Source organism: Pseudomonas putida (assembly GCF_001976065.1).
In the GTDB taxonomy this organism is placed as follows: Bacteria; Pseudomonadota; Gammaproteobacteria; order Pseudomonadales; family Pseudomonadaceae; genus Aquipseudomonas; species Aquipseudomonas serbica.
In genome coordinates this window covers 182,770-207,898 of record NZ_MNAH01000008.1, presented here as the reverse complement: position 1 = coordinate 207,898, position 25,129 = coordinate 182,770, and the positions used below count along the sequence as shown (strand labels likewise).

General features: G+C 59.5%; 25 protein-coding genes. 15 read left to right on the top strand and 10 right to left on the bottom strand.

Annotation, left to right across the window (positions count from 1 at the left end; translation table 11 throughout):
• Window positions 1–111 precede the first annotated feature (111 nt).
• Complete coding sequence (locus BKX96_RS24700) at window positions 112–2,475, top strand: hybrid sensor histidine kinase/response regulator (protein WP_077185678.1); 2,364 nt, start codon at window positions 112–114, stop codon at window positions 2,473–2,475.
• On the opposite strand, the gene BKX96_RS24695 is transcribed toward BKX96_RS24700, so the two are convergent.
• The 3 genes from BKX96_RS24695 to msrB form a co-directional block, all read right to left on the bottom strand.
• The gene (locus BKX96_RS24695; RefSeq protein WP_046816092.1) at window positions 2,459–2,920 is read right to left on the bottom strand and encodes a MarR family winged helix-turn-helix transcriptional regulator; all 462 of its coding nucleotides are present in this window, start codon (window positions 2,918–2,920) and stop codon (window positions 2,459–2,461) included. The genes BKX96_RS24700 and BKX96_RS24695 overlap by 17 nt on opposite strands.
• Window positions 2,917–3,402 carry a glutathione peroxidase gene (locus BKX96_RS24690; RefSeq protein WP_046816091.1) on the bottom strand — a complete coding sequence of 162 codons (486 nt, stop codon included), beginning with the start codon at window positions 3,400–3,402 and terminating at the stop codon, window positions 2,917–2,919. The genes BKX96_RS24695 and BKX96_RS24690 overlap by 4 nt, the downstream gene beginning before the upstream one ends.
• 178 nt (window positions 3,403–3,580) lie before the next feature.
• Window positions 3,581–3,976 carry a peptide-methionine (R)-S-oxide reductase MsrB gene (msrB, locus tag BKX96_RS24685; protein ID WP_077185754.1) on the bottom strand — a complete coding sequence of 132 codons (396 nt, stop codon included), beginning with the start codon at window positions 3,974–3,976 and terminating at the stop codon, window positions 3,581–3,583.
• Window positions 3,977–4,202: 226 nt separating this feature from the next.
• Between msrB and BKX96_RS24680 the strand changes: the two genes are divergently transcribed.
• Both BKX96_RS24680 and htpX read left to right on the top strand, forming a co-directional pair.
• Window positions 4,203–5,414 carry a pyridoxal phosphate-dependent aminotransferase gene (locus tag BKX96_RS24680; protein WP_008030363.1) on the top strand — a complete coding sequence of 404 codons (1,212 nt, stop codon included), beginning with the start codon at window positions 4,203–4,205 and terminating at the stop codon, window positions 5,412–5,414.
• Window positions 5,415–5,729: 315 nt separating this feature from the next.
• Complete coding sequence (gene htpX, locus BKX96_RS24675) at window positions 5,730–6,620, top strand: protease HtpX (protein WP_046816090.1); 891 nt, start codon at window positions 5,730–5,732, stop codon at window positions 6,618–6,620.
• Between the two features lie 186 nt (window positions 6,621–6,806).
• Here the strand turns inward: htpX and BKX96_RS24670 are convergent, their stop codons facing one another.
• Window positions 6,807–7,463 carry a thiopurine S-methyltransferase gene (locus tag BKX96_RS24670; protein WP_046816089.1) on the bottom strand — a complete coding sequence of 219 codons (657 nt, stop codon included), beginning with the start codon at window positions 7,461–7,463 and terminating at the stop codon, window positions 6,807–6,809.
• Window positions 7,464–7,566: 103 nt separating this feature from the next.
• Between BKX96_RS24670 and BKX96_RS24665 the strand changes: the two genes are divergently transcribed.
• Window positions 7,567–8,334: a DODA-type extradiol aromatic ring-opening family dioxygenase gene (locus BKX96_RS24665; RefSeq protein ID WP_077185677.1), complete on the top strand. Its 768-nt coding sequence runs from the start codon at window positions 7,567–7,569 to the stop codon at window positions 8,332–8,334.
• Between the two features lie 26 nt (window positions 8,335–8,360).
• On the opposite strand, the gene phnR is transcribed toward BKX96_RS24665, so the two are convergent.
• Entirely contained in the window at window positions 8,361–9,074 is a 714-nt protein-coding gene (gene phnR / locus BKX96_RS24660) for a phosphonate utilization transcriptional regulator PhnR (protein WP_046816087.1), read from the bottom strand.
• 350 nt (window positions 9,075–9,424) lie between these two features.
• On the opposite strand from phnR, the gene BKX96_RS24655 reads away from it, so the two are divergent.
• The 6 genes from BKX96_RS24655 to BKX96_RS24630 all read left to right on the top strand — a co-directional run bounded on the left by BKX96_RS24655 (window position 9,425) and on the right by BKX96_RS24630 (window position 14,777).
• A complete protein-coding gene (locus tag BKX96_RS24655; protein WP_077185676.1) occupies window positions 9,425–10,489 on the top strand; it encodes an ABC transporter substrate-binding protein in 1,065 nt (354 codons plus the stop codon).
• A 178-nt stretch (window positions 10,490–10,667) separates the two neighbouring features.
• The gene (locus BKX96_RS24650; protein WP_046816085.1) at window positions 10,668–11,474 is read left to right on the top strand and encodes an alkaline phosphatase family protein; all 807 of its coding nucleotides are present in this window, start codon (window positions 10,668–10,670) and stop codon (window positions 11,472–11,474) included.
• Window positions 11,475–11,479: 5 nt separating this feature from the next.
• Window positions 11,480–12,316, top strand: a complete 837-nt coding sequence (locus BKX96_RS24645; protein WP_162488905.1) for an ABC transporter permease — start codon at window positions 11,480–11,482, stop codon at window positions 12,314–12,316.
• Window positions 12,303–13,103, top strand: a complete 801-nt coding sequence (locus BKX96_RS24640) for an ABC transporter permease (protein ID WP_077185675.1) — start codon at window positions 12,303–12,305, stop codon at window positions 13,101–13,103. Before BKX96_RS24645 ends, BKX96_RS24640 begins: the two co-directional genes overlap by 14 nt.
• A complete protein-coding gene (locus tag BKX96_RS24635) occupies window positions 13,100–14,089 on the top strand; it encodes an ABC transporter ATP-binding protein (RefSeq protein WP_077185674.1) in 990 nt (329 codons plus the stop codon). The genes BKX96_RS24640 and BKX96_RS24635 overlap by 4 nt, the downstream gene beginning before the upstream one ends.
• A gap of 34 nt (window positions 14,090–14,123) precedes the next feature.
• Window positions 14,124–14,777, top strand: a complete 654-nt coding sequence (locus BKX96_RS24630) for an HAD family hydrolase (RefSeq protein ID WP_046816081.1) — start codon at window positions 14,124–14,126, stop codon at window positions 14,775–14,777.
• Window positions 14,778–14,868: 91 nt separating this feature from the next.
• Here the strand turns inward: BKX96_RS24630 and BKX96_RS24625 are convergent, their stop codons facing one another.
• On the bottom strand, window positions 14,869–15,831 hold the full coding sequence (locus tag BKX96_RS24625) for a zinc-binding dehydrogenase (protein ID WP_077185673.1): 963 nt from the start codon (window positions 15,829–15,831) through the stop codon (window positions 14,869–14,871).
• Window positions 15,832–15,969: 138 nt separating this feature from the next.
• Between BKX96_RS24625 and BKX96_RS24620 the strand changes: the two genes are divergently transcribed.
• The gene (locus tag BKX96_RS24620; protein WP_179092172.1) at window positions 15,970–18,051 is read left to right on the top strand and encodes a carboxy terminal-processing peptidase; all 2,082 of its coding nucleotides are present in this window, start codon (window positions 15,970–15,972) and stop codon (window positions 18,049–18,051) included.
• Between the two features lie 133 nt (window positions 18,052–18,184).
• Window positions 18,185–19,990, top strand: a complete 1,806-nt coding sequence (locus BKX96_RS24615) for a bifunctional diguanylate cyclase/phosphodiesterase (protein ID WP_077185671.1) — start codon at window positions 18,185–18,187, stop codon at window positions 19,988–19,990.
• Between the two features lie 54 nt (window positions 19,991–20,044).
• Here BKX96_RS24615 and BKX96_RS24610 read toward each other — a convergent pair whose 3' ends face one another.
• On the bottom strand, window positions 20,045–21,124 hold the full coding sequence (locus tag BKX96_RS24610; RefSeq protein ID WP_077185670.1) for an SDR family oxidoreductase: 1,080 nt from the start codon (window positions 21,122–21,124) through the stop codon (window positions 20,045–20,047).
• 74 nt (window positions 21,125–21,198) lie between these two features.
• Between BKX96_RS24610 and BKX96_RS24605 the strand changes: the two genes are divergently transcribed.
• The 3 genes from BKX96_RS24605 (at window position 21,199) to BKX96_RS24595 (ending at window position 23,810) form a co-directional block, all read left to right on the top strand.
• Window positions 21,199–21,579: a MerR family transcriptional regulator gene (locus tag BKX96_RS24605; RefSeq protein WP_046816076.1), complete on the top strand. Its 381-nt coding sequence runs from the start codon at window positions 21,199–21,201 to the stop codon at window positions 21,577–21,579.
• A 304-nt stretch (window positions 21,580–21,883) separates the two neighbouring features.
• The gene (locus tag BKX96_RS24600; protein WP_077185753.1) at window positions 21,884–22,558 is read left to right on the top strand and encodes a DUF3313 domain-containing protein; all 675 of its coding nucleotides are present in this window, start codon (window positions 21,884–21,886) and stop codon (window positions 22,556–22,558) included.
• A gap of 118 nt (window positions 22,559–22,676) precedes the next feature.
• Window positions 22,677–23,810, top strand: a complete 1,134-nt coding sequence (locus tag BKX96_RS24595; RefSeq protein WP_046816075.1) for an aminotransferase class V-fold PLP-dependent enzyme — start codon at window positions 22,677–22,679, stop codon at window positions 23,808–23,810.
• Window positions 23,811–23,964: 154 nt separating this feature from the next.
• Here the strand turns inward: BKX96_RS24595 and BKX96_RS24590 are convergent, their stop codons facing one another.
• From BKX96_RS24590 to BKX96_RS24580, 3 genes are read right to left on the bottom strand one after another with little or no spacing between them, the layout of a single operon-like run.
• A complete protein-coding gene (locus tag BKX96_RS24590) occupies window positions 23,965–24,372 on the bottom strand; it encodes an SEL1-like repeat protein (protein WP_046816074.1) in 408 nt (135 codons plus the stop codon).
• Entirely contained in the window at window positions 24,373–24,744 is a 372-nt protein-coding gene (locus BKX96_RS24585) for a hypothetical protein (protein ID WP_003223109.1), read from the bottom strand.
• Entirely contained in the window at window positions 24,741–25,082 is a 342-nt protein-coding gene (locus tag BKX96_RS24580; protein WP_046816073.1) for a helix-turn-helix domain-containing protein, read from the bottom strand. The genes BKX96_RS24585 and BKX96_RS24580 overlap by 4 nt, the downstream gene beginning before the upstream one ends.
• Between the last annotated feature and the right edge of the window lie 47 nt (window positions 25,083–25,129).

Here is a 25,129-nt window from a genome sequence, read left to right as displayed (position 1 = left end):
TCCTCGGGCACGTTCACAGTAATGATGGCGATACAGACACGACATAAAGCGTTCGATGAACGGTCAACCGCCCTGCAGCAGGGCTCACGGGAACACCCTGCATGATCGACTATGCTTGAGCAGCGAAGGAATACGGAAGTGATTCAACACCCCATGGATATCAAGTTCACCAACCGCCTGTCCTACAAACAAGCGCGGCTAACCGTGCTGGTCGGTTTCGTCCTGGGTATGCTGCTCAGCGTGCTGCAAATAGGCATCGATTATGCCAGTGAAGACGCCTCCATCAATCGGGAAATACTGTCTTTGCTCGAAATCAGCCACAACCCCGCCTCACGCATCGCCTACAACATCGACGCCGAACTCGCCCAGGAACTGACCCTGGGCCTGCTGCGCTCGCCCGCGATCATCGGTGCGAAACTGACCGACAACAACGGCAATATCCTGGCCAACGTCAAGCGTCCCGGCCTGCAAAGCGGCTATCGGGTATTGAGTGACCTGCTGTTCGGCGCCAATCGGCAGTTCGAAGACCGCCTGTACCTGGATCATTTGCCCAGCGAATCCCTGGGCACGCTGCAACTGGACGTCGACACCTACTCCTTCGGCTACCGCTTCCTGCGGCGGGCCGAGGTCACCCTGATCAATGGGTTCGCCCGCAGCCTGCTGCTGAGCGGCATCCTGCTGGCGCTGTTCTACGTGATGCTGACCAAGCCGTTGGTGCGGGTCATCCGCGAACTCAGTGGCCGCGATCCGCGCAGCGCGGAACCGACATCGCTGGAGTGTCCGGCGGGCCACGCCAACGATGAAATCGGTGTGCTGGTGAAGGTCGCCAACCAGCAATTCGAAAACATCGCCACCGAAATCCAGCAGCGCCGCAACGCCGAAAATCGCCTGACCGACTATCTTGCCCAGCTGGAAAACATCGTTTCGGCGCGCACGATGGAACTCAAGGCCATCAATGCCCGGCTTAGCCAATCCAATCAAGAGCTGGAAGTCGCTCGCAGCACCGCCCTGGACATGGCCGAAGCGCGCTCGGTGTTCCTGGCCAACATGAGCCACGAAATTCGCACGCCCCTCAATGGCCTGCTGGGCATGATCGCGCTATCGCTGGACGGCCCTCTGAGCGCCGAGCAACAGCAACAGCTGGCCATCGCCCATGACTCGGGCAAAGTCCTGGTGGAATTGCTCAACGATATTCTTGACCTGTCTAAATTCGATGCCGGCCAGCTGGAACTCGAACACATTCCCTTCGACCTCGGCTCGCTGGTAGAAGACACCGCCAACCTGCTGTCGCAGAACGCCGCGCCGAGTGTCGAGCTGACCTGCCTGATCGATCCGGACTTTCCTGCGTTGGTGCTCGGCGATCCGACACGGGTCCGCCAGATCGTCAGCAACCTGTTGTCCAATGCGCTCAAGTTCACCCGTTTCGGTCGGGTCGATGTTCGTCTGTCGACCTACCGGGACGGCGTCAAAATCGAAGTCTGCGACACGGGCATCGGCATCCCTCGGGAGGCTCAGGTCAAGATCTTCCAGCCCTTCACCCAGGCAGGAGCGGGGATCACCCGACAATTTGGCGGTACCGGGTTGGGCCTGGCCCTGACCTACAACCTGTGCGAAGCCATGCAAGGTCGCCTCACTATCAGTTCTGAAGCGGGTTTCGGCAGCCAGTTCTGCGCGCAACTGCCGCTGCCCAGTCATACCCGGACACTGGCCCCGGCGCCCCTGCAGGGCAAGGTCGTTGCAATTACCGCCGCCGGCAGCGGTTTGGCGGAGCTGTTGGGCAGCGTGTTGCCCGGTTGGGGGATTGAATATCAGCAGCGCTCGATGGATGACTCGTTGCTCGGCCTGGACCCCGATGTACTGATCACCGATTGCCCCGAATGCCTGTTCAACCTGCGCCCCACCTTGAGCGCGCCGATCCTGCTGGTGACCGCCTACGGCAACTTCATGCCCAGCGAACAAGCCACTGCCCTAGCGCCCCTGCAGCAGCAGGCACGCCCCCTGGCACGCAATGCGCTGCACCAGGCCTTGCGGCGAATCCTGCAGGCGCAATCCGACACGCCCAACGATACCCGGGTCGATGCGCTCGTCCCGCAACGACGGGCGCGGGTGCTGCTGGTCGAGGACAACCCGGTCAACCAACTGGTGGCCAAGGGCATGTTGGGTAAACTCGGCTGCGACGTGGTCGTCGCCGCGCACGGTGCCGAGGCGCTGGATCAATTGGAGAGCCACGATTTCGATCTGGTGCTGATGGACTGCAACATGCCAGTCATGGACGGCTATGAAGCCAGTCGGCAAATCCGTCGCAGTGGACGCTGGCCGCAGCTGCCCATCGTCGCCCTGACCGCCAACGCCATGTCTGAAGAGCGCGAACGCTGCCGTGCGGCGGGCATGAGCGACTACCTGGCCAAGCCTTTCCGTCGGGAAGAGCTGGCCGCCCTGCTGGACGTGTGGATACCGGCTACGACAGCGCCTTGATCTGCACCAACAAGTGATCGAGGCCGTCACGCAGCTCATTCAGACGATCCAGATCCACGCCGCTGTCGCACAACAGGCGAGCCTTGAGCGGGCCGACCTGTTCACGCAGCGCCATGCCATTGGATGACAGGCTCAGGTGCACCTCCCGCTCATCGCGCGCCGAGCGCTGGCGCTGAACCAGTTGCAATTGTTCAAGACGCTTGAGCAACGGCGTCAGCGTGCCGGAATCCAGTGCCAGGCGTTCGCCCAGTGCCTTGACCGTGGGTTGCTCCGGGGCTGTTTCCTGCCATTCCCACAACACCAGCATCGCCAGGTACTGCGGATAAGTCAGGCCCAGTTGATCGAGCATCGGCTTATAGGCCCGAATCACCGCGCGGGACGCGGCGTACAGCTTGAAGCAGAGCTGGCTGTCGAGGTTCAGCGATTCGACGGACAAGGTGTTCATTTAAGCAGGGCTTCAATCTCGCGACTCAGGTCCTGCGGCTTGGTCGCCGGAGCAAAGCGCTTGACCAACTGGCCATCCTTGCCGATCAGGAACTTGGTGAAGTTCCACTTGATACCCTGGGAACCGAGCACACCCGGTGCACGCTTTTTCAGCTGAACAAACAATGGATGGGCTCCGTCGCCATTGACTTCGATTTTTTTGAACAGCGGAAAACTGACTCCGTAGTTCAGCTCGCAGAATTCGCTGATCGCCCCTTCGTTGCCCGGCTCCTGCTTGCCGAACTGATTGCAGGGAAAACCCAACACCACCAGGCCCTGGTCCTTATAGGTCTGCCACAGCTCTTCGAGGCCTTTGTATTGCGGAGTGAAGCCGCATTTGCTGGCGGTGTTGACCACCAGCACGGCCTTGCCGGCGTAATCCGCCAGGGTCTTCTGCTCGCCCTTGATGGTGGTGCAAGGGATGCTGAGGAGGTTGTCGCTCATGATTGGGTGCTCGAGGAGGGGGTGATGGGACAAACATAGCGAGCAATTGAATTGTGTGCAATTTAATTAATCGAGCACCGAGCCTGTAGGAGCCGGCTTGCTGGAGATTGGCGCACAGCGGTTTGTCATATCCACCGCTATCGCCAGCACGCCGGCTCCTACAGAGATCGGGTTGATCTTATTCGCGTGGTACCAGGTCCAGGCACACGGAGTTGATGCAATAGCGCAACCCGGTAGGCGGCGGGCCATCGGGGAACACGTGGCCCAAATGCGCGTCACATTTGGCGCAGACCACTTCGGTGCGGATCATGCCGTGACTGACATCACGGATTTCGACCAAGGCGCTGTCGCCGATCGGCGTGTAGAAACTTGGCCAGCCGCAGCCGGAATCAAACTTGGTCCTGGAGTCGAACAACGGCTCGTTGCAGCAGATGCAATGATAGACACCATCGGTCTTGGTGCCGTTGTACTTGCCGGAAAACGGGCGCTCGGTACCCTTGAGGCGGCAAACGTTGTACTGCTCGGGATCGAGCATGGCCTTCCATTCTTCCAGGGTTTTCTGCAACTTTTCCATCATCACACCTCAGCAGCTGAAAAAGCCCGATCTGTACCTTTTCCACGGATCGGGCGGCACGTATGATTGCGCCTCGTCAAACGCCAGTCTGGCAGCCAGACCACGCGCATTCAAACGGATTTATGGGTGCTGCCTCTCAAGGCGCCAGGCCTGTGTGATAACGCAGGTTTCCCAGCACGGTTGTTCACACGCCGCCTGGATCGTTCATTTTCGGGAACACATCGCCATGCAGGTCAGCAAATCGAACAAGCTCGCCAACGTCTGCTATGACATTCGCGGCCCAGTGCTCAAGCACGCCAAACGCCTGGAAGAGGAAGGCCATCGCATCCTCAAGCTGAACATCGGCAACCCGGCGCCCTTTGGTTTCGAAGCGCCGGACGAAATCCTCCAGGACGTGATCCGCAACCTGCCGACTGCCCAGGGCTACAGCGACTCCAAAGGGCTCTTCAGCGCGCGCAAGGCCGTCATGCAGTACTACCAGCAAAAGCAGGTGGAAGGTGTCGGCATCGAGGACATCTACCTGGGCAACGGCGTTTCCGAGCTGATCGTGATGTCGATGCAGGCCCTGCTCAACAATGGCGATGAAGTGCTGGTGCCGGCTCCCGACTATCCATTGTGGACCGCCGCAGTCAGTCTGTCGGGCGGTAACCCGGTGCATTACCTGTGCGACGAGCAGGCCAACTGGTGGCCGGACCTGGCCGACATCAAGGCCAAGATCACCCCGAACACCAAGGCGCTGGTCATCATCAACCCGAACAACCCGACCGGGGCGGTGTATTCGAAGGAAGTGCTGCTGGGCATGCTCGAACTGGCCCGCCAGCACAATCTGGTGGTGTTTTCCGACGAGATCTACGACAAGATCCTGTACGACGATGCCGTGCATATCTGCACCGCCTCCCTGGCGCCAGACTTGCTGTGCCTGACCTTCAACGGCCTGTCCAAGTCCTATCGCGTGGCTGGTTTCCGTTCCGGCTGGATCGCCATTTCCGGACCGAAACACCACGCCCAGAGCTACATCGAAGGCATCGACATGCTGGCCAACATGCGCCTGTGCGCCAACGTGCCGAGCCAGCACGCGATCCAGACCGCACTGGGGGGCTATCAGAGCATTAACGACCTGGTGCTGCCGCAAGGTCGCCTGCTGGAACAGCGCAACCGCACCTGGGAACTGCTCAATGACATTCCCGGGGTGAGCTGCGTCAAGCCTATGGGCGCGCTGTATGCCTTCCCGCGAATCGACCCGAAGGTCTGCCCTATCCACAACGACGAAAAATTCGTCCTCGACCTGCTGCTCTCCGAGAAGCTGCTGGTGGTGCAAGGCACAGCCTTCAACTGGCCATGGCCTGACCACTTCCGCGTCGTGACCCTGCCGCGGGTCGATGACCTGGACATGGCCATCGGACGCATCGGCAATTTCCTCAAATCCTATCGCCAGTAGGCGGCCGTTCACCGTGCAATGTCAGAAACGTTGCACGGTGATTCATTCTGCAACACATGTTTGTACCCTACCCAAGAGTGCTGTCCAGATGCCTGCACAATGATGCGTTGCCTGGTCCCGTCGAGTAATCGCGGGCACTCAGCCACCGGTGGCGTGTTGAACACTTCGCCGTCGCACCTCGGAAATGCCCTGCAAACAGCTAAGCTTTTGCTGTAGGACACAGTTTGAAATAGTCACTCGGTTGAATACCCCGGTGCAGCACCTTATATACCCCGCAGTACGCTACATCTTTAGCATGAGGAGATTTCTACAACCATGATGCGCATCCTGCTGTTCTTGGCCACTAACCTGGCGGTCGTGCTGATTGCCAGCATCACCCTGAGCCTTTTCGGCTTCAACGGGTTCATGGCGGCCAATGGGGTTGATCTCAACCTCAATCAGCTGCTGATTTTCTGTGCGGTCTTCGGTTTTGCTGGCTCCCTGTTCTCGCTGTTCATCTCCAAGTGGATGGCGAAGATGAGCACCAGCACCCAAATCATCAGCCAGCCGCGCACGCGTCACGAGCAATGGCTGCTGCAAACGGTCGAGCAACTGTCCCGCGAAGCCGGGATCAAGATGCCCGAAGTCGGGATTTTCCCGGCCTATGAGGCAAACGCCTTCGCCACCGGCTGGAACAAGAACGACGCACTGGTCGCCGTCAGCCAGGGCCTGCTGGAACGTTTCTCGCCAGATGAAGTGAAAGCCGTCCTGGCCCACGAAATCGGCCACGTCGCCAATGGCGACATGGTCACCCTGGCCTTGATCCAGGGCGTGGTGAACACCTTCGTGATGTTCTTTGCACGGATCATCGGCAACTTTGTCGACAAGGTGATCTTCAAGAACGAAGAAGGCCAGGGCATTGCCTACTACATTGCGACCATCTTCGCCGAATTGGTCCTGGGTATCCTGGCCAGCGCCATCGTCATGTGGTTCTCGCGCAAACGCGAATTCCGCGCCGACGAAGCCGGTGCAAACCTGGCCGGCACCGCTGCAATGATTGGCGCGCTGCAACGCCTGCGTGCGGAACAGGGCCTGCCGGTGCACATGCCTGACACCCTGAATGCCTTCGGCATCAACGGTGGCATCAAACAGGGCTTTGCCCGCATGTTCATGAGCCACCCGCCGCTGGAAGAGCGCATCGACGCACTGGCGCGTCGTCGCGGTTGAGAGCGAACGCAGTAAACAAGAAGGCCCGCAGTGATGCGGGCCTTTTTTTGTCTGCTGATTTATGCGGTGCTATCAGGGCCCCTTCGCGAGCAAGCCCGCTCCTACATTAGACCTCATTCATTTTGAACACTCGGTCAACTGTGGGAGCGGGCTTGCTCGCGAAGAGGCCGGCACTGGCGCTACGGCCTATCGGCTGAAAACCCGATACACCCGCTCCTCAAGCCGCGTAACACCTGCTTCCAGAAACTTCCCGCTCTCGCTCAGCACATCCTGGTCTTCCAGGATCTTCAGCGTCCACGACGCACCGAACAACCGCTGCACTTCTTCATCGAGCACGGCAAACGGCGGACCGGGCATCTGCGCCTGGTCGTAGTCCAGCGTAATCAACAAACCAAGCGCATCCTTCGGCAGAATCCGCGTTAGATGCGCAGCGTATTGCTCACGCATGGGTGGCGGTAGCGCAATCAGCGCAGCGCGGTCGTAAAGAGCGGCGCAATCGGCCACATCACCGGCGGTGAGGGCGAAAAAATCTCCGCACCAAAGCTCGATCGAGGCTGCCCGATAGACTTTGAACGGGCCCTGTTCACTGACGTCAGGGTCCAATTGGTGCTCGTTGAAGAAATCCTCAATGGCCTTTTCCGACAACTCGATTCCCAAAACCTCATGGCCTTCGCGTGCTAGCCACAACAAATCCAGACTCTTCCCACACAACGGAACCAGTACGCGAGCGCCGTCCTCCACATCCAATTGCGGCCAAAATCGTTGCAGATAAGGATTCACTTGCGGCAAGTGGAAGCCGATCTGATTCGACGCCCACTTCTTGTGCCAAAACTCCGGCTGCATAAATAACCCCGAAAATTCGATCAAAACACCCTAAAACTTATATTAGATTTAGATCAATGATCTGACAGAAGATGGCGCTATCTTAACTCTCAGGAGCTCATCCATGTTCCCCAGCCTGTACATATCCCATGGTTCGCCGATACTGGCCCTGGAACCTGGCGCCAGCGGACCGGCCCTGGCTCGCCTGGCGGCAGAGATACCCAGGCCGGATGCCATCGTGATTGTCTCGGCGCACTGGGAAAGCGATGAACTGCTGGTCGGCGGTAACCCGCAGCCGGACACCTGGCATGACTTCGGTGGTTTTCCAAAGGCTCTGTTCGAGGTGCAATACCCGGCCCCCGGCAACCCTGAGCTGGCTACAAAGGTGGTCGATCTGTTACGCGCCAGTGCCCTGCCCGCGCGTATCGACAGCACACGACCGTTCGACCATGGCGTCTGGGTGCCGCTGTCGTTGATGTACCCGCAGGCCGATATCCCGATTGTCCAGGTTTCACTGCCGACCCGCGGCGGCCCGGCCCTGCAGGCCCGCGTTGGCCAGGCGCTGGCCGGCTTGCGCGAACAGGGCGTGTTGTTGATCGGCTCCGGAAGTATCACCCACAACCTGCGAGAGCTGGACTGGCATGCTGGCCCGGAGAGCGTGGAGCCCTGGGCCCGGGAATTTCGCGACTGGATGATCGACAAGCTCGCGGCAAACGATGAAGCCGCCCTGCACGACTATCGCCGGCAAGCTCCGAACGCCGTACGCAACCATCCCAGCGACGAACACTTGTTGCCGTTGTACTTCGCCCGAAGTGCCGGGGGCCCGTTCAGCATTGCCCACCAGGGATTCACCCTGGGCGCGCTGGGCATGGACATCTACCGTTTCGGATAACGCTCCAGAGCCCGTTGTGGCCAGGGTCAGGCCACATCGACCCCGACATGAATCGCATCATGGCGCCAGAACTCCAGGTCACAATCGATCAGCCTCCCGTGCTGATCGTAATTGACCCGGGCGATGCGCAGTCCGGGGCTGCCCACCGACACCCGCAAGGCGGCCGCCGCGTCCGCCGACAGAGCCGTCGGCACGATCTCGAAGCGCACTCGCCCGTAGTGCAGGTCGTAGTGCCGCGCATACAGCTCAGTGATCGACTGATTCAGGTCGAAATCCAGAATGCCCGGAAAATACTGCGGATTCAGATAGTGCTCCACGTAGAGCACCAGACGCCCATCGATACGCCGCGAACGACAGACCTGAATCACGCTCGACAACGCCGGCAACTGTAACCACGCACAGATCGCCGCCGATGCCGGCTGCAATCGCGCCGAAATGACTTCGGTGGACGGCACCCGTCCCTGGGCGCTGACCATGGCGTGGAAGTGACTGCGCTGCATGAGGTTATAGGCCAGGCGCGGCGGCGACACGAACCAGCCACGACGCTCTTCGCGATAGATCTGGCCCTGGGCTTCGAGCTGGAGCAATGCCTCGCGCACGGTAATCCGGGTGGTACCAAACAACTCACTGAGCTTGCGTTCGGCTGGCAACTTGCTCCCAGGAGCCAGCAGCCCGTGATCGAGTTGCTCCTGAAGTACCTGGCCAATGGCTGTCACCGCTTTTGTTGCCTCATCGCGCATCAACGTTACCTATCTGGACTAGACCAGCACACTTTCGGGGCAGAACTGTTGGAAAAAACGGCTGTTTCAAGATCCTGCAAGCGTAGGCAATGCAGATGACCGAGAGATGACAAACCCGCCCGACGGTCACGCCAACAGCTTGCAAGACATCGGCCAAGTCCCTTGTGTTATGGGGCTTCGCCCATGGTCTACGCTTACCTGGCACTCGCCCATAACGGGCAAATAAACGTCCGTCGGGGCGACGAACGACATCAAAGTGTCATCGAGTCGCCTTAGATTGGCTCAGGTATTGCTGACCTAGACCAACACAATCGCAATCGCAGCGTTAAAACGCCCATAGGAGCTTCGGAATGAAACAGCTTTTCCTGGCATCACTGTTAGGCTCGACCATTGCCATGTGCACCGCCGCCATGGCGGCTGATGATTTGAAAACCCTTGAAGCCGCTGCGAAAGCGGAAGGCGCTGTCAACAGTGTCGGCATGCCCGATGACTGGGCCAACTGGAAAGGCACCTGGGAAGACCTGGCCAAGAACTACGGCCTTAAACACATCGACACCGACATGAGCTCGGCCCAGGAAATCGCCAAGTTCGCCGCAGAAAAAGACAACGCCAGCGCCGACATCGGCGACGTGGGCGCTGCCTTCGGCCCGATCGCGGTCAAGCAAGGCGTGGTGCAGCCTTACAAACCGTCTACCTGGGACCAGGTTCCGGAGTGGGCCAAGGACAAGGACGGCAACTGGGCTCTGGCCTACACCGGCACCATCGCCTTCATCGTCAACAAGAAACTGCTGCACGGTTCCGACGTACCGACCAAATGGGCTGATCTCAAGGACGGCAAATACAAGGTGTCCATCGGCGACGTAAGCACCGCGGCCCAGGCGGCCAACGGCGTTCTGGCCGCGGCACTGGCCAACGGCGGCAACGAGAAAAACCTCGAGCCTGCGCTGTTGCTGTTCGCCGACCTCGCCAAGCAGGGTCGCCTGTCGATGTCCAACCCGGTCATTGGCGCCATGGAAAAAGGCGAAATTGAAGTGGGCGTGGTCTGGGACTTCAACGGCCTGAGCTACAAGGCCAAGATGGCCAACCCGGATGACTACGTGGTGCTGATCCCGTCCGATGGCTCGGTGATTTCCGGCTACACCACCATCATCAACAAGTACGCGAAGAATCCCAACGCCGCCAAGCTGACCCGCGAGTACATCTTCAGCGACGCTGGCCAGATCAACCTGGCCAAGGGCAATGCGCGTCCGATCCGCGCCGAACACATCACCCTGCCGGATGACGTGAAAGCCAAGCTGCTGCCGAACGAGCAGTACAAGAACGTCACGCCGATCAAGGACGCGGATGCCTGGGAAAAAACCTCCAAGGCCCTGCCGCAGAAGTGGAACGAAGAAGTCATCGTAGAAATGAAATGACGCGTTAGGTCCCCGCTTCTGGATCTGATGAAGATCCAAATGTGGGAGCGGGCTTGCTCGCGAAGGCGGTGTGTCAGTCGACATCAATGTCGAATGTCTGTCCGCCTTCGCGAGCAAGCCCGCTCCCACAGTGGACCGAGTAAATTTCTAATTCCCGTTTCCCGGAGTGTTTGCCCCCATGAAACACAACGTCATCCTGGTCGTGCTCGACGGCCTCAATTACGAAGTCGCGCGCCATGCCATGGGGCACCTGCAGGCTTATGTCGGCGCGGGACGCGCAGCGCTCTACAAGCTGGAGTGCGAGTTGCCGGCCCTGTCCCGACCGCTTTACGAATGCATCCTCACCGGCGTCAAGCCGATCGACAGCGGCATCGTTCACAACAACGTCTCGCGCCTGTCCAACCAGCGCAGCATCTATCACTACGCCAGCGACGCCGGGCTGAAAACCGCGGCGGCGGCGTATCACTGGGTCAGTGAGCTGTACAACCGCTCGCCCTTCGTGGCGTCCCGGGACCGTCACACCGACAATCCCGCCCTGCCGATCCAGTACGGGCACTTCTACTGGAGCGATCACTACCCCGACTCGCACCTGTTCGCCGACGCGGAAAACCTGCGCTTGAGTCACGCGCCGAATTTCCTGTTGATCCACCCGATGAACATCGACGACGCCGGGCACAAGCACGGTCTCGACACCCCGCAATACCGCAACAGCGCGCGCTTTGCCGACATCTACCTCGCCGACTACCTGCAGGACTGGCTCGACGCCGGGTATCAGGTGCTGGTGACCGCCGACCACGGCATGAACAACGACCGCTCCCACAACGGCCTGCTGCCCGAAGAGCGCGAAGTCCCGTTGTTCGTACTGGGCGATGCCTTCAGTTTCGATGCCGACGCGGCGCCGAAACAGACCGACCTCTGCGGTACCGTCTGCGAACTGTTGGGTGTACCCCACGACAAACCCGTGTGCCGGGAGCTGCTCAAGTGACGTCAATGACTCGCGGCAAATGGCTGGCAGCCCTGTGCCTGGTGCCCTTCGCCCTGTTCTTTATCGTGTTCGAAATTGCCCCGCTGACCTGGGTGATCATCAACAGCCTGGAATCGGAAGAGTTCGGTTGGGGCATTGCCAACTTCAGTAAAATCTTCAGCTCGAAGTTCTACCTGCAGGCGATCCGGTACAGCCTCGAGATCAGTTTCTGGTCCAGCGTGTTCGGCATCATCATCGCCGTGCTCGGGGCCTACTCCCTGCGCCGGGTCGACTCCAGGCTGCGCAGTTTCGTCAACGCCTTCGCCAACATGACCAGCAACTTCTCCGGCGTGCCTTTGGCGTTCGCGTTCATCATTCTGCTGGGTTTCAACGGCAGCTTCACCATCATGCTCAAGCAGGCCGGGATCATTCAGGACTTCAACCTGTACTCGAAAACCGGCCTGATCATCCTCTACACCTACTTCCAGATCCCCTTGGGGGTGCTGCTGCTCTACCCGGCCTTCGACGCCCTGCGCGAAGACTGGCGCGAATCCGCCGAGCTGCTCGGCGCCAACGGCTGGCAATACTGGCGGCACATCGGTCTGCCGGTACTGACGCCGGCACTGCTCGGCACCTTCGTGATCCTGCTGGCCAACGCCCTGGGTGCCTATGCCACGGTGTACGCCCTGACCACCGGCAACTTCAACGTGATGACGATCCGGATCGCCGCGATGGTTTCGGGTGACATTTCCCTGGACCCGAACCTGGCCAGTGCCCTGGCTGTGGTGCTGGTGGCATTGATGACCCTGGTGACCATCGTCCATCAAATGCTGTTGAAGAGGAGCTACCATGTCTCGCGCTGAATTGGGGCCTGCCGGCATCTATCATCGGGTGGTGGTTTACCTGCTGTTTGCCATCATGTTGCTGCCGCTGCTCGGCACCTTTGTCTATTCGATTTCCAGCAGTTGGTCGGCGACCATCCTGCCCAGCGGTTTCAGTATCAAATGGTACGCGCAGCTGTGGAGCGATCCGCGTTTCCTGAGCGCTTTCGGCCAGTCGCTGCTGGTCTGCGTCGGCGCACTGGTTCTGGCGGTGGTACTGATCCTGCCGCTGTTGTTCGTGGTCCACTACCACTTCCCGAAACTCGATGCGCTGATGAACATCCTCATCCTGCTGCCCTTTGCCGTGCCGCCGGTGGTGTCGTCGGTGGGGCTGCTGCAGCTGTATGGTTCCGGGCCGTTCGCCATGGTCGGCACGCCGTGGATCCTGATCGGTTGCTACTTCACCGTGGCGCTGCCGTTCATGTACCGCGCCATCACCAACAACTTGCAAGCGATCAACTTGCGCGACCTCATGGACGCCGCCCAGTTGCTCGGCGCGAGCACTTTTCAGGCAGCGTTCCTGGTGGTGCTGCCGAACCTGCGCAAGGGCTTGATGGTGGCCTTGCTGCTGTCGTTCTCGTTCCTGTTCGGTGAGTTCGTGTTCGCCAACATTCTCGTCGGCACCCGCTACGAAACCCTGCAGGTCTACCTCAACAACATGCGCAACAGCAGCGGTCATTTCACCAGTGCCCTGGTGATTTCCTACTTCCTCTTTGTGCTGGTCTTGACCTGGATCGCCAACATCTTGAACAGGGACAAAAGCGAATGAGCTATGTCAGCGTCCAACATTTGCAAAAGAATTACGCAGGCACCACGGTGTTCAGCGACATCAACTGCGAAATCCAGAAAGGTGAGTTCGTTACCCTGCTCGGCCCGTCCGGTTGCGGTAAATCCACCCTGCTACGTTGCATCGCCGGGCTGACGCCGGTGGATGGCGGCAAGATCCTGCTGGACGGGGTCGATATCGTGCCTCTGAGTCCGCAAAAACGCGGGATCGGCATGGTGTTCCAGAGTTACGCGCTGTTCCCCAACATGACCGTGGAACAAAACGTCGCGTTCGGCCTGCGCATGCAGAAGGTCAACGCCAACGACAGCCAGAAGCGTGTCGCCGAGGTGTTGCAGCTGGTGGAACTCAACGACTTCGCCAGCCGCTACCCGCACCAGCTGTCGGGCGGCCAGTGCCAGCGAGTGGCCCTGGCTCGTTCATTGGTCACCCGACCGCGCCTGCTGTTGCTGGATGAACCGCTGTCGGCCCTGGATGCGCGGATTCGCAAGCATCTGCGCGAACAGATCCGTCAGATCCAGCGCGAGCTGGGCCTGACCACGATCTTCGTCACCCACGATCAGGAAGAAGCACTGACCATGTCCGATCGCATTTTCCTGATGAACCAGGGAAAAATCGTACAAAGCGGTGACGCGGAAACCCTCTACACGGCACCGGTGGACGTCTTTGCCGCCGGCTTCATCGGCAACTACAACCTGCTGGATGCCGAAAGCGCATCGAAGCTGTTGCAACGGCCGATCAAGCACCGCATCGCCATTCGTCCGGAGGCCATCGAACTGAGCCTCGACGGCGATCTCGACGCCCAGGTGCGCAGCCACAGCCTGCTGGGCAACGTGATTCGCTACCGGATCGAAGCCCGGGGTGTGGAGCTGGTGGTGGACGTACTGAACCGCTCGGCGACCGACTTGCATCCCGATGGTCAGCGCCTGGCACTTTCCATCGATCCGACAGCCCTGTGTGAGGTAGCCTGATGCCTTTGCTGACGTTGAAGAGAGAGTTGCACTGATGGCCCTGGCAATTTTTGATCTGGACGAAACCCTGATCCACGGCGACTGCGCCTCGTTGTGGAGTGAGCAAATGGTCCGCCTCGGCTGGGTCGACGGCGAATCCTTCCTGCGTCGTGACAAGGAATTGATGGACGCCTACGGCAGGGGTCACCTGGCCATGGAGGACTACATGGCCTTCAGCCTGGAGCCCTTGATCGGCCGTACGCCCGAGGAAGTCGAGCACCTGGTCGGCCCTTGGGTGGAAGACTTCATCGAACCGATCATCTTCAGCGACGCCACCAAAACCATCGCCGCCCACCGCAAGGCCGGCGACCGGATCCTGGTGATCTCGGCCTCGGGTACGCATTTGGTGAAGCCGATTGCCGATCGCCTGGGCATCGACGAGATTCTCGGCATCGAACTGGAAGTGGCACACGGGGCATACACCGGCAAGACCGTCGGCACCCTGACCTATCGCGAAGGCAAGATCACCCGCCTGCTGGAGTGGCTGGATGCGGAGGAAGAAAACCTGGAAGGCGCGAGTTTCTATTCCGACTCACGCAATGATTTGCCGTTGCTGCTGAAGGTGGATTTTCCCCACGTGGTCAATCCGGACCCGGTGTTGCTCGAGCAGGCCGAGAAGTCTGGTTGGCCAATCCATAACTGGAAATAACCTCAAACCTGTAGGAGCTGGCTTGCCAGCGAAAGCGGTATGCCTGCCATACCGCGTCGCCTGGTTCGCCGGCAAGCCGGCTCCTACAAGGTCAGCTCAGGCTCTCGTCAATCACCAACACCAGCTTCCCCGCCACCGTGTTGCTCGCCAACTCGGCAAACGCCGCTTCGGCATCCTTGATCGGGAAAGCCTTGGCCAGTTGCGGGCTCAAGCGCTTATCGGCAAACAGGGGCCAGACATGCTGGCCCAGATCCCTGAACAGATCCGCCTTGAACTGATCGCTTCGGCTGCGCAAAGTCGACCCCAGCAACTGCACGCGCTTGGCCAGCACCTGCGCCAGGTCCAGTTTCGCCTCGCGCCCACCCATCAGGCCGATCAGCACCCAACGGCCATCAGTCGCCATCAGTTTCAGGTTCAGCGCTGCATAGTTGCCGCCCACCGGATCGAGGATGACATCGAACGGCCCCAGGTCGCGCAAGCTGTCCAGGTCGTCCGTGCGCACCACGCCGCCCTGGGCGCCAAGTGCTTCGCAGTACGCAAGGCGCTCAGTGGAGCCGACACTGACCCAGCACGGATTGCCGAACGCCTTGCACAGCTGAATGGCAGCTGAACCGATTCCACTTGCTCCGGCGTGCAACAGTACTTTTTCACCCGGCTTGAGTGCCGCCAGTTGAAACAGGTTCAACCAGACGGTGGCGTAGACTTCCGGCAGCGCGGCCGCTTCAACCAGTGACATTTCGTCGGGAACCGGTAGCACGTGCCGCCCGTCTACCACCACTTCCTCGGCCATCCCGCCCCCGGCCAGCAAGGCACAAACCCGATCGCCCACTTTCCAGGACGAGCCCGCGCCGACCTCGCTGATCACCCCGGAACACTCTAGACCAAGCACTTGGCTGGCCCCCGGCGGGGGTGGATAAAGGCCTGCCTTCTGCAACAAATCGGCACGATTGAGCCCCGCTGCCGCCACTCGAATACGAACTTGCCCTGCATCACACGCAGGACTGGGCTCTTCAACCCACACCACTTGACCGTCAACGCCTTGCAATGCTTTCACAGTGCCTCCATAGTGAGTCTGGACTGAGCCCGAAGCTGTAGCGCCGGGCTTTTTGCATTATGCGACCGGCCCTTGTGGAACCGGCGACTTCAAAGACGGCCTAATATGCGTTATCAATTGTCCCCGCGTCGAATCAACATGAAGCGTTTGTTCCCCAGCACTGCCCTCGCCCTTTTCATCGGTATCGGCCTGTTGCCGATGTCCGGCAATACTTTCGCAGCCAACAGCTGGGACAAGCTTCAACCTGATCGTGACGAAGTCATCGCCAGTCTGAATGTCGTGGAACTGCTCAAGCGCCACCACTACAGCAAACCGCCGCTTGATGACGCGCGTTCGCAGATCATCTACGACAGCTACCTGAAATTGCTCGACCCGTCGCGCAGCTACTTCATGGCTAGCGACATTGCCGAGTTCGACAAGTGGAAGACCCAGTTCGACGACTTTCTCAAGAGCGGCGACCTCAACGCCGGGTTCACCATCTACAAGCGCTACCTGGACCGCGTCAAGGCGCGTCTGGACTTCGCCCTTGCCGAGCTGAACAAGGGCGTCGACAAGATCGACTTCACCTCCAAGGAAACCTTGCTGATCGACCGCAAGGACGCTCCTTGGCTCAAGTCCACCGCGGAACTCGACGACCTGTGGCGCAAACGCGTCAAGGACGAAGTCCTGCGGCAGAAGATCGCCGGCAAGGATTCCAAGCAGATCCAGGAAACCCTGACCAAGCGCTACAAGAACCAGCTGGCGCGCCTGGACCAGACCCGCGCGGAAGACATCTTCCAGGCGTACATCAACACCTTCGCCATGTCCTACGACCCGCACACCAATTATCTGTCGCCGGATAACGCGGAAAACTTCGACATCAACATGAGCCTGTCCCTTGAGGGCATCGGCGCCGTGCTGCAGAGCGATAACGACCAGGTGAAAATCGTGCGCCTGGTGCCCGCAGGCCCTGCCGACAAGACCAAGCAGGTCGCACCGGCCGACAAGATCATCGGCGTTGCCCAAGGCAATAAAGAGATGGTGGACGTGGTCGGCTGGCGCCTGGATGAAGTGGTCAAGCTGATCCGTGGCCCGAAAGGCACCATCGTGCGCCTGGAAGTGATCCCGGCCAGCAATGCGCCGAACGACCAGACCAGCAAGATCGTGCCGATCACCCGCGAAGCGGTGAAGCTTGAAGACCAGGCCGTGAAAAAATCGGTCCTCAACCTCAAGCAGGACGGCAAGGACTACAAGCTCGGCGTCATCGAAATCCCGGCCTTCTACCTCGACTTCAAGGCCTTCCGTGCCGGTGATCCGGATTACAAGAGCACCACCCGCGACGTCAAGAAGCTGCTGACCGAGCTGCAGAAAGACAAGGTCGACGGCGTGGTCATCGACCTGCGCAACAACGGCGGTGGCTCCCTGCAGGAGGCTACCGAGCTGACCAGCCTGTTCATCGACAAGGGCCCTACCGTGCTCGTGCGTAATGCCGATGGCCGCGTCGATGTCCTGGAAGATGAAAATCCGGGTGCGTTCTACAAAGGCCCGATGGCGTTGCTGGTCAACCGCCTGTCCGCCTCGGCCTCGGAAATTTTTGCCGGCGCCATGCAGGACTACCACCGCGCCCTGATCATCGGCGGCCAGACCTTCGGCAAAGGCACCGTGCAGACCATCCAGCCGCTGAACCATGGCGAGCTCAAGCTGACCCTGGCCAAGTTCTACCGGGTTTCCGGGCAGAGCACCCAGCACCAGGGCGTACTGCCGGACATCGATTACCCGTCGATCATCGACACCAAGGAAATCGGCGAAAGCGCCCTGCCCGAAGCCATGCCGTGGGACACCATCAAGGCGGCGATCAAGCCGGCGGTGGACCCGTTCAAACCGTACATTACCCAGCTCAAGTCCGAGCATGACGTGCGCACGGCCAAGGACGCGGAATTCGTGTTTATCCGCGACAAACTGGCCCTGGCGCAGAAGCTCATGATGGAAAAAACCGTCACCCTCAATGAAGCCGAGCGTCGTGCCCAGCACACCGAAATCGAAGCCAAGCAGCTTGCCATGGAGAACATCCGTCGCAAGGCCAAGGGCGAAGAGCCGCTCAAGGAGCTGAAGAAAGAAGACGAAGACGCTATCGCGGCCGAGGACGACAAGACCAAGCCAGAAGACGATGCCTACCTGAGTGAAACCGGGCGCATTCTGCTGGATTACCTCAAGCTCAATACGGCGGTAGCCAAGCACTAAGCTGATGGCAATTTAATGCTGACGCTCCCCGGAGCGTCATCAAACAGTCATCATCCTGTCGTGAAATAACGGACCGGTAGCGGCCCTTTTTACCAAGGGCACTCCCGGTCCTTTTTTTTCGCCAGAGATCGCCATGACCACAACCGAACAGCTGAGTGCCTTGAGTTCAATCCTGGCTCAAAGCGGTCTGCACAGCCTGTTCCAGCCCATCATCAGCCTCTCTGAACGACGCATCCTGGGCTACGAAGCCCTGAGCCGCGGCCCATCCAACAACCCGTTGCACTCCCCTGTCGCCCTGTTCGCCGTCGCCCGCCAGGCGGGTCGCCTGAGCGAACTGGAAATCGCCTGTCGGCAGAGCGCGTGCCGACGCTTCAACGAACAAAAACTGCCCGGTAAACTGTTCCTCAACGTCTCCCCGGAATCATTGCTCGAAGCGGCCCACCAGCCTGGACGCACCTTGCAGTTGCTGCAGGATTTCGGCATCGCCCCGAACCAGGTGGTGATCGAACTCACCGAGCAGACTCCGACCGACGACTTCCAGCTGCTGCATACCGCCTTGCATCACTATCGGGCCATGGGCTTTTCCATTGCCCTGGACGACCTGGGCGCGGGTTACTCAAGCTTGCGCCTGTGGTCCGAATTGCGTCCCGACTACGTGAAGATCGACCGTCACTTCATCGACGGCATCCACCAGGACGCCCTCAAGCGCGAGTTCGTCGGCTCGATCCTGCAGATCGCCAAAGCCTCCCGGGCACAGGTGATCGCCGAAGGCATCGAGTTGCCGGAGGAATTGGCGGTATTGACCGAGATGGGCGTCGATCTCGTCCAGGGCTATTTGCTCTGTCGGCCACAAGAGCATCCGCCGCGCGATGCCCGCGCCTTGATGCCCAGGCGCGACAGCAGCGCCGTGGCCCTGGGCGACGATGGCAGCGACCTCAGCGCCCTGCTCAACGACCAGCCCGCCGTGCCCCGCGACACCCCGACCGCCACCGTGCTCGAAGCCTTCCGCCGCCAGGCCAACCTGAATTCCCTGGCGGTGCTGGATGAGCACGACCAACCCTGCGGCATCGTCCATCGGCATTCGCTCTCGGACGCCTTGCTCAAGCCGTTCGCCACCGACCTGTTCGCCCGCAAACCGATCAGCCGCCTGATGAGCGACGACTTCCTCGCCGTCGAGATCAGCCAGTCGCTGCAACAGGTCAGCCGGCTGATCACCAGCCGCGCCCGACAACGCATCGAAGAAGACTTCATCATCACCCTCAACGGCCATTACCTGGGCCTGGGCCGGGTGATCGACGTGCTCAAGCTGATCACCGAACTGAAAATCCAGCAAGCACGCTACGCCAACCCACTGACCCTGCTGCCCGGCAACGTACCGATCCAGCAATGCCTCACACGACTGCTGCAACAGCAACGCGAATCGGTCATCTGTTACGTCGACATCGACAGCTTCAAACCCTTCAACGACCTCTACGGCTACGGCCGCGGCGACGAAGTCCTGCTGTGCCTGGCGCAATGCCTGAACGAACGCATCGACCCCTCCCGCGACTTCGTCGGCCATATCGGCGGCGATGACTTCCTGTTGGTGCTGGGCCCGGACGACTGGCGCAAACGCTTGAACCAGCTGCTCGACGACTTCCACAGCCAGTGCCGGCGCTTCTACCGCAGCGAACACCTTGAAGCCGGCTGCTTCACCGCCCCCAACCGCCAAGGCGTGCGCCAGGAATTTCCCTTGTTGTCGTTGTCGATCGGCGTGGTGCATTTACACCCGCAAGTTTGTGCGCAGCTCGATGCCAGCCAGTTGGCGGAGATGGCTTCGCAGGCCAAGCATCATGCGAAGAATGTGCAGGGCTGGAGCGTGCATGTGATTGATAGTTTGGAGGGGATGGGCGGGAGTGTTGAGTGCGACATTGCACTCCCGCAGGTAATCAGGCGTTGAGTAGGAAAGTCCATTTGATTGGGGCTAACGACTTTGTCACCCCCCAAGGAAAAGTCAGAGAGCCTGGCCCTTGGCGATGCAATGTGCGTTGACGAACGTTGCAGTGTGCTCCAAAGACTGACGTATATCCGGTTTGGCTATTCCATGCCTGTTGGCAAATTGCTCGACCGCCGCTGTATCAAAACGAGTGGTCTGGATAAAGTCCAAGGCTTCGGGTTTTGTATTCAGAAAACGCGCGACGGGAGGAATACTCAGTAGCCACTTCAGCAATCGCAGTGAAATGTAATGCTTGGGAGACTTCAAGCCCAAAGGCTGTGCCACCTGTACCAGGAGTTCTCGCAAGTTGGGCGTTTGGTCATCAAGCGCCAGCAGTTCCTGACCCACCATGGCAGGATCAAACGCACAAACCGCCACCAGCTCAACCAGGTAATCCACCGTGACCAGGGGTAGCCAATGCTCGGCGGTACCGGGCACTGCAGTCAGCTTTCCCTGCACAAGGTTGCGTATCAGCTCCACCAGCGGCTGACCGTCAAGGATATGCCCCGTGCGGCTGTGGCCACAAACCGTCGCGGGGTGGACAACGATAATCTCCCCGCCCTTGGCGGACATGACCTCCAGGGTCGCATAATGCGCCTCCAGCTTGCTCCCCTCGTAACCACCGACCTGTCGGTAGACGGCTGGCCAATTCGTCAGCTGCGGATAACGAGGATCAATTCCGATGCGTTGCAGATGTTCATGATTTTTCAGCATGTAGCCGCCGATCATCACTAACCGGCTTTTTTGCTCAGCCGCCAACAGCGCCACGCGCTTTGCCCCTTCCACATTTACCGCGCGCGAATGCTCCACGGAAAGCCCCCATGCGAAGTGGGCACCCAGGTGAAAGATAACGCTGGCGTGCCTCAGCACTTCTCGGTCAGCAAGACTCAGACCGAGGTTGTCCCGTTCCAGATCGCCAGCCACGGCAAATACCCGGCTTGCGCACCCTCCCAAATTGCCGACTTGCTCCCGCAGTGCAGCGAGTCGCTCTGGGCGACGCATCAACACTCGAATGGTGTGACCTTTTGCACTCAAGTACGCCACCAAATGTTGACCGATGAAGCCGGTCCCCCCCGTGACAAAGCACTCCACGCTCATTTCCCTGCTCCTTGGTTAAGGTGAGAAATCAAGCGTAAACTATCGACCCAACTCTATAGTCAAGCGGTGTTTTCATGAAAATCGGCGAACTCGAGGCCCGCAGCGGCGCCAGCCGCCATACGCTGCGTTACTACGAGCAAATCGGCCTGATCTCACCGCTGCGGCAAACTAACAACTATCGCGTTTACACAGCGCAAACTCTGCAGGATCTGGACTTTATCCAGCGCGCGCAAAGCATGGGATTTTCCCTGGGGGAAATAGGCGAGATTCTGGATGCGCAGCGCAACAAGCTGATCGATTGTGCTGGCGGCGCGAAGCTAATTGAAAAGAAGATGGCAGACATCAAACAGAAAATCGCCAACCTCCAAAGCATTTATCGGTATCTGGATGAAGAGCGTGCAACCCTCGAAGCCAGTGCTGCCAAGCAACTTGAGCTTCAGCGGCTGAACAACTGATCCAACTGAACTGTCAGCATCTGGGAAACCGAAGCTGCGGCCTGCTGCCAGTTGCAAGTCCATCGCTTACGCATCTTTTGATAAGGCCAAAATTGGCGCACAAACCAAGGTCAGTGAAATAGCCGGCGGCCCAGCCAGTGGTTGCTTCCCCCCCCCCCTTCTACAAACCATATAGAAATGAATCGATTGCAGCCCCCTTACCTGACTATGCTGTGTAGCGGTCATTTTGATGTTTTGGCCAACTGCGAAATCAAGGAAAGGCCTGCTTCAAGGGGCGATGCTGCTTATCAATACAGGACTCATCATGGATAAATCACGCTATTGGCTTTCTGGTTTCGTCATGAGCGCAATGATGCTCAATGGCTGCGCTTCCAAGGTCACTGAAGTAGACCAGTACTCTGGTTACCTGGATCGTTATGATGTTTTGCAGCCGTCGGTTTCTGCCACTGGCGCGTCGACACTGCGCTGGGTTTCGCCGACCTTTAGTCCTGCGGCATTTGATACGGTGGATTTCGATGGGTTGGAATTGTTTCCTGCACCCACGGCGACGGATCGCATAAACATGAATACATTCATGCAACTTCAACAGACTGCCAACCAGACTGTTGTTACCGCATTGTCCAAGCGATACAAGGTTTCCAACACCTTGCAGCCGCTGCCCCCCAATGCACGTCCCTTGGTCATGAGAGCTGCCATTACGGGCGTGAATGCCTCCAACGAAGGCATGAAGTGGTATGAAATCATTCCTGTAGCGGCCGTGGTTGGAGGCGTCAGTGCCGTCACCGGCCACCGCGATCAAGACACCGAATTGTATGTAGAGGCCGTCTTGCTCGACCCCGCGACCAACGAACCGGTAGCGAGGGTCGTGCGCAAGGTATTTGGAAACAAACTGGAAAATGCTTCAACGCAAATCAAGGCGGAGGACTTTGCGCAAGCAATCAACGGATTGGGCGCCGACCTGAGTGCGTTCATTCGTTAGTCGTCAGTCTGCGCATCACGGTTCGACAGAAGTCGCCATTCAATCCGGGCAAACTTGTCATTTGCCAAGGCTTAGGGCAGGGTCGATACCACTGAGTCTCTGCCAAAGGAGTCACTCCATGTCAAAGCTATATCCCAGTATCGATCCCGACGGGTTGGTCGAGTACTCAGTGGTCTACACCGACCGCTCGCTCAACCACATGTCGCAGTCCTTTCAAGACGTGATGAAGAACATTTCCAAGACCTTGAAACAGGTCTACAACGCCCAGGCTGTTGCGGTGGTCCCGGGCAGTGGTACGTTCGGCATGGAGGCGGTGGCGCGACAGTTTGCCACCGACCAGCCATGCCTGGTGATACGCAACGGCTGGTTCAGTTATCGCTGGAGCCAGATCCTTGAGATGGGCAACATCCCGGCGGCCACCACGGTGCTTAAAGCCCGGCCGGTCGAAACCGGTCGCCAGGCTGCCTACGCCCCACCTCCTCTGGACGAAGTGCTGGCAGCCATTGCGGCTTCTAGGCCGCAGATTGTCTTCGCTCCCCACGTTGAAACCTCATCAGGGATTATCCTGCCCGACGAATACCTGCGGGCCGTCGGCGACGCTGTGCATGCGGTGGGTGGCCTGTTCGTGCTGGACTGCATCGCCTCGGGCACGCTTTGGGTCGATATGCACAAATGCGCAGTCGACCTGCTGATCAGCGCACCTCAGAAAGGCTGGAGCGCCTCCCCTTGCTGCGCCTTGGTGATGCTCAGCTCCCTGGCACTCGGGCGCATCGAACAGACGCAGAGCAGCAGCTTCGCCTGCGACCTGAAAAAATGGCTTCAGATCATGCAGGCCTACGAACAGGGCGGACATGCCTACCATGCGACCATGCCCAGCGATTCCCTCGCGCGATTTAACGAAGTGATGAAAGAGACGCAAGCCTACGGTTTCGACAAGGTCCGCGCCGAACAACAGGCTCTGGGCGATCGGGTGCGCGCCATGTTGACCGGTAAAGGCATCAAAAGCGTGGCCGCCGCCGGCTTTCAAGCCCCTGGCGTAGTGGTGAGCTACACCGATGATGCCGACATCAAGAACGGCAAGAAATTTGCCAATCACGGCCTGCAGATCGCCGCCGGAGTGCCGTTGCAATGCGACGAACCGGCCGACTTCCAGACCTTCCGCATCGGTCTGTTCGGACTCGAAAAGCTGCACAATATCGAGCGCACGGTCAGCACCCTGGAGAAGGCACTGGATGAGGTGATGATGAACTAACCCGCATCTTGCCCGCAGCACATGCCGAACGTGTGAATTCAAGGGCGGCATCCTGCCCTTGGCACAGCCGGCCCATGGCGTGGATCTTGCAATAAAATGCAACGTGGCACAGGGTTTCCCTCACGCCACGTTTGCTTATGGAAAAACAAACGAATTACTGCGAAGAGCCGCCAGCCGCCAACTCTTTGAGTTTGATCTCGGCCAATGGATGCCCGGCGTTGGCCGCCATGGTCCAGAATCGCGCCGCCTCTGCCGGATCCGGCGACTTACTCGGGCTCCCGGCCAGGCTGATCACACCCACCTGATACGCCGCCTTGCCATCGCCCGCCAATGCCGCCAGACGCAACAGCCGAATACCCTCCTCCCGCGCACCCAGGCCGACGCCACGAAAGGTCAGGATGTGCCCATAAAAACTCTGTGCGCCGACATCGCCCAGGTTGGCCATGCGGGCGAACTGACCCTCCATCCAGCTCCAACCGCGGGGCTGGCGCACGAACCAGGGCCAGTGGAACAACTGGCGGGCCAGCCAGTAGCCGGCCCGTGCCTTGAGCTTCAGAAACACTCAGGCCTCCGCCGATTCGGGGTACTCGTATTCGAACACGCGAACCACTTCCGAGGCATGCCAGGAGGCGGCGGCGACGCCGTCGGACGGGCCGGAGAAACGCCCCAGACGCTCGACGCACTCAAAGAAACCGGTGCGCGGCAAGCGGCTGGCGCCTTGGCTGATCACCAGCGAGCTGCGCAGAGGCTGTTCGGCCTTGGCATCCAATGCGGCCAGGTGTTCGAGTGCGGCGGTGAGGGTTTGCATGGCGGGCGTCGGCAGCTGCAAGCGCTCCAGCAAAGCCCGATAGGTCAGCAGATGACGCTGGCGGCGCGCCTGATCCAGTTCGCCGAGCAATCCGTCCCAATGTTGACGACTGATGCGTACGCTCACGATTCGTCCCTCCATCCTGGCACCGTCAATTCCCAGGCCAGGCTGCGGCGAATCGCGGCGTCGGGCAGACGCTCGCCACTTTCAATCATGGCCAGGTATGACGGGCTGATGCCTACCGTGCGGGCCAGCGCCTCGATGGCGATGCCCTTCCCTTCGCGCAAACTGCGGAGTTGATCCAGACCGGGAAGAATCACGTCTGGGGTGGTCGCGAGCGGCGCCGGGGCCGGACGCGACGGTGCTTCGTTGATGCCTGCTGCTTTCAGTAACGCCTGATACTGAGCCCATGGCAGAACCGCATATTCGGGCTCGCCTTCGCGTGTAATTATCTGAATATCCATGACTACCCCGTAGGACAAAAACACTTAGCGAGTCGGCACTTTTCCCT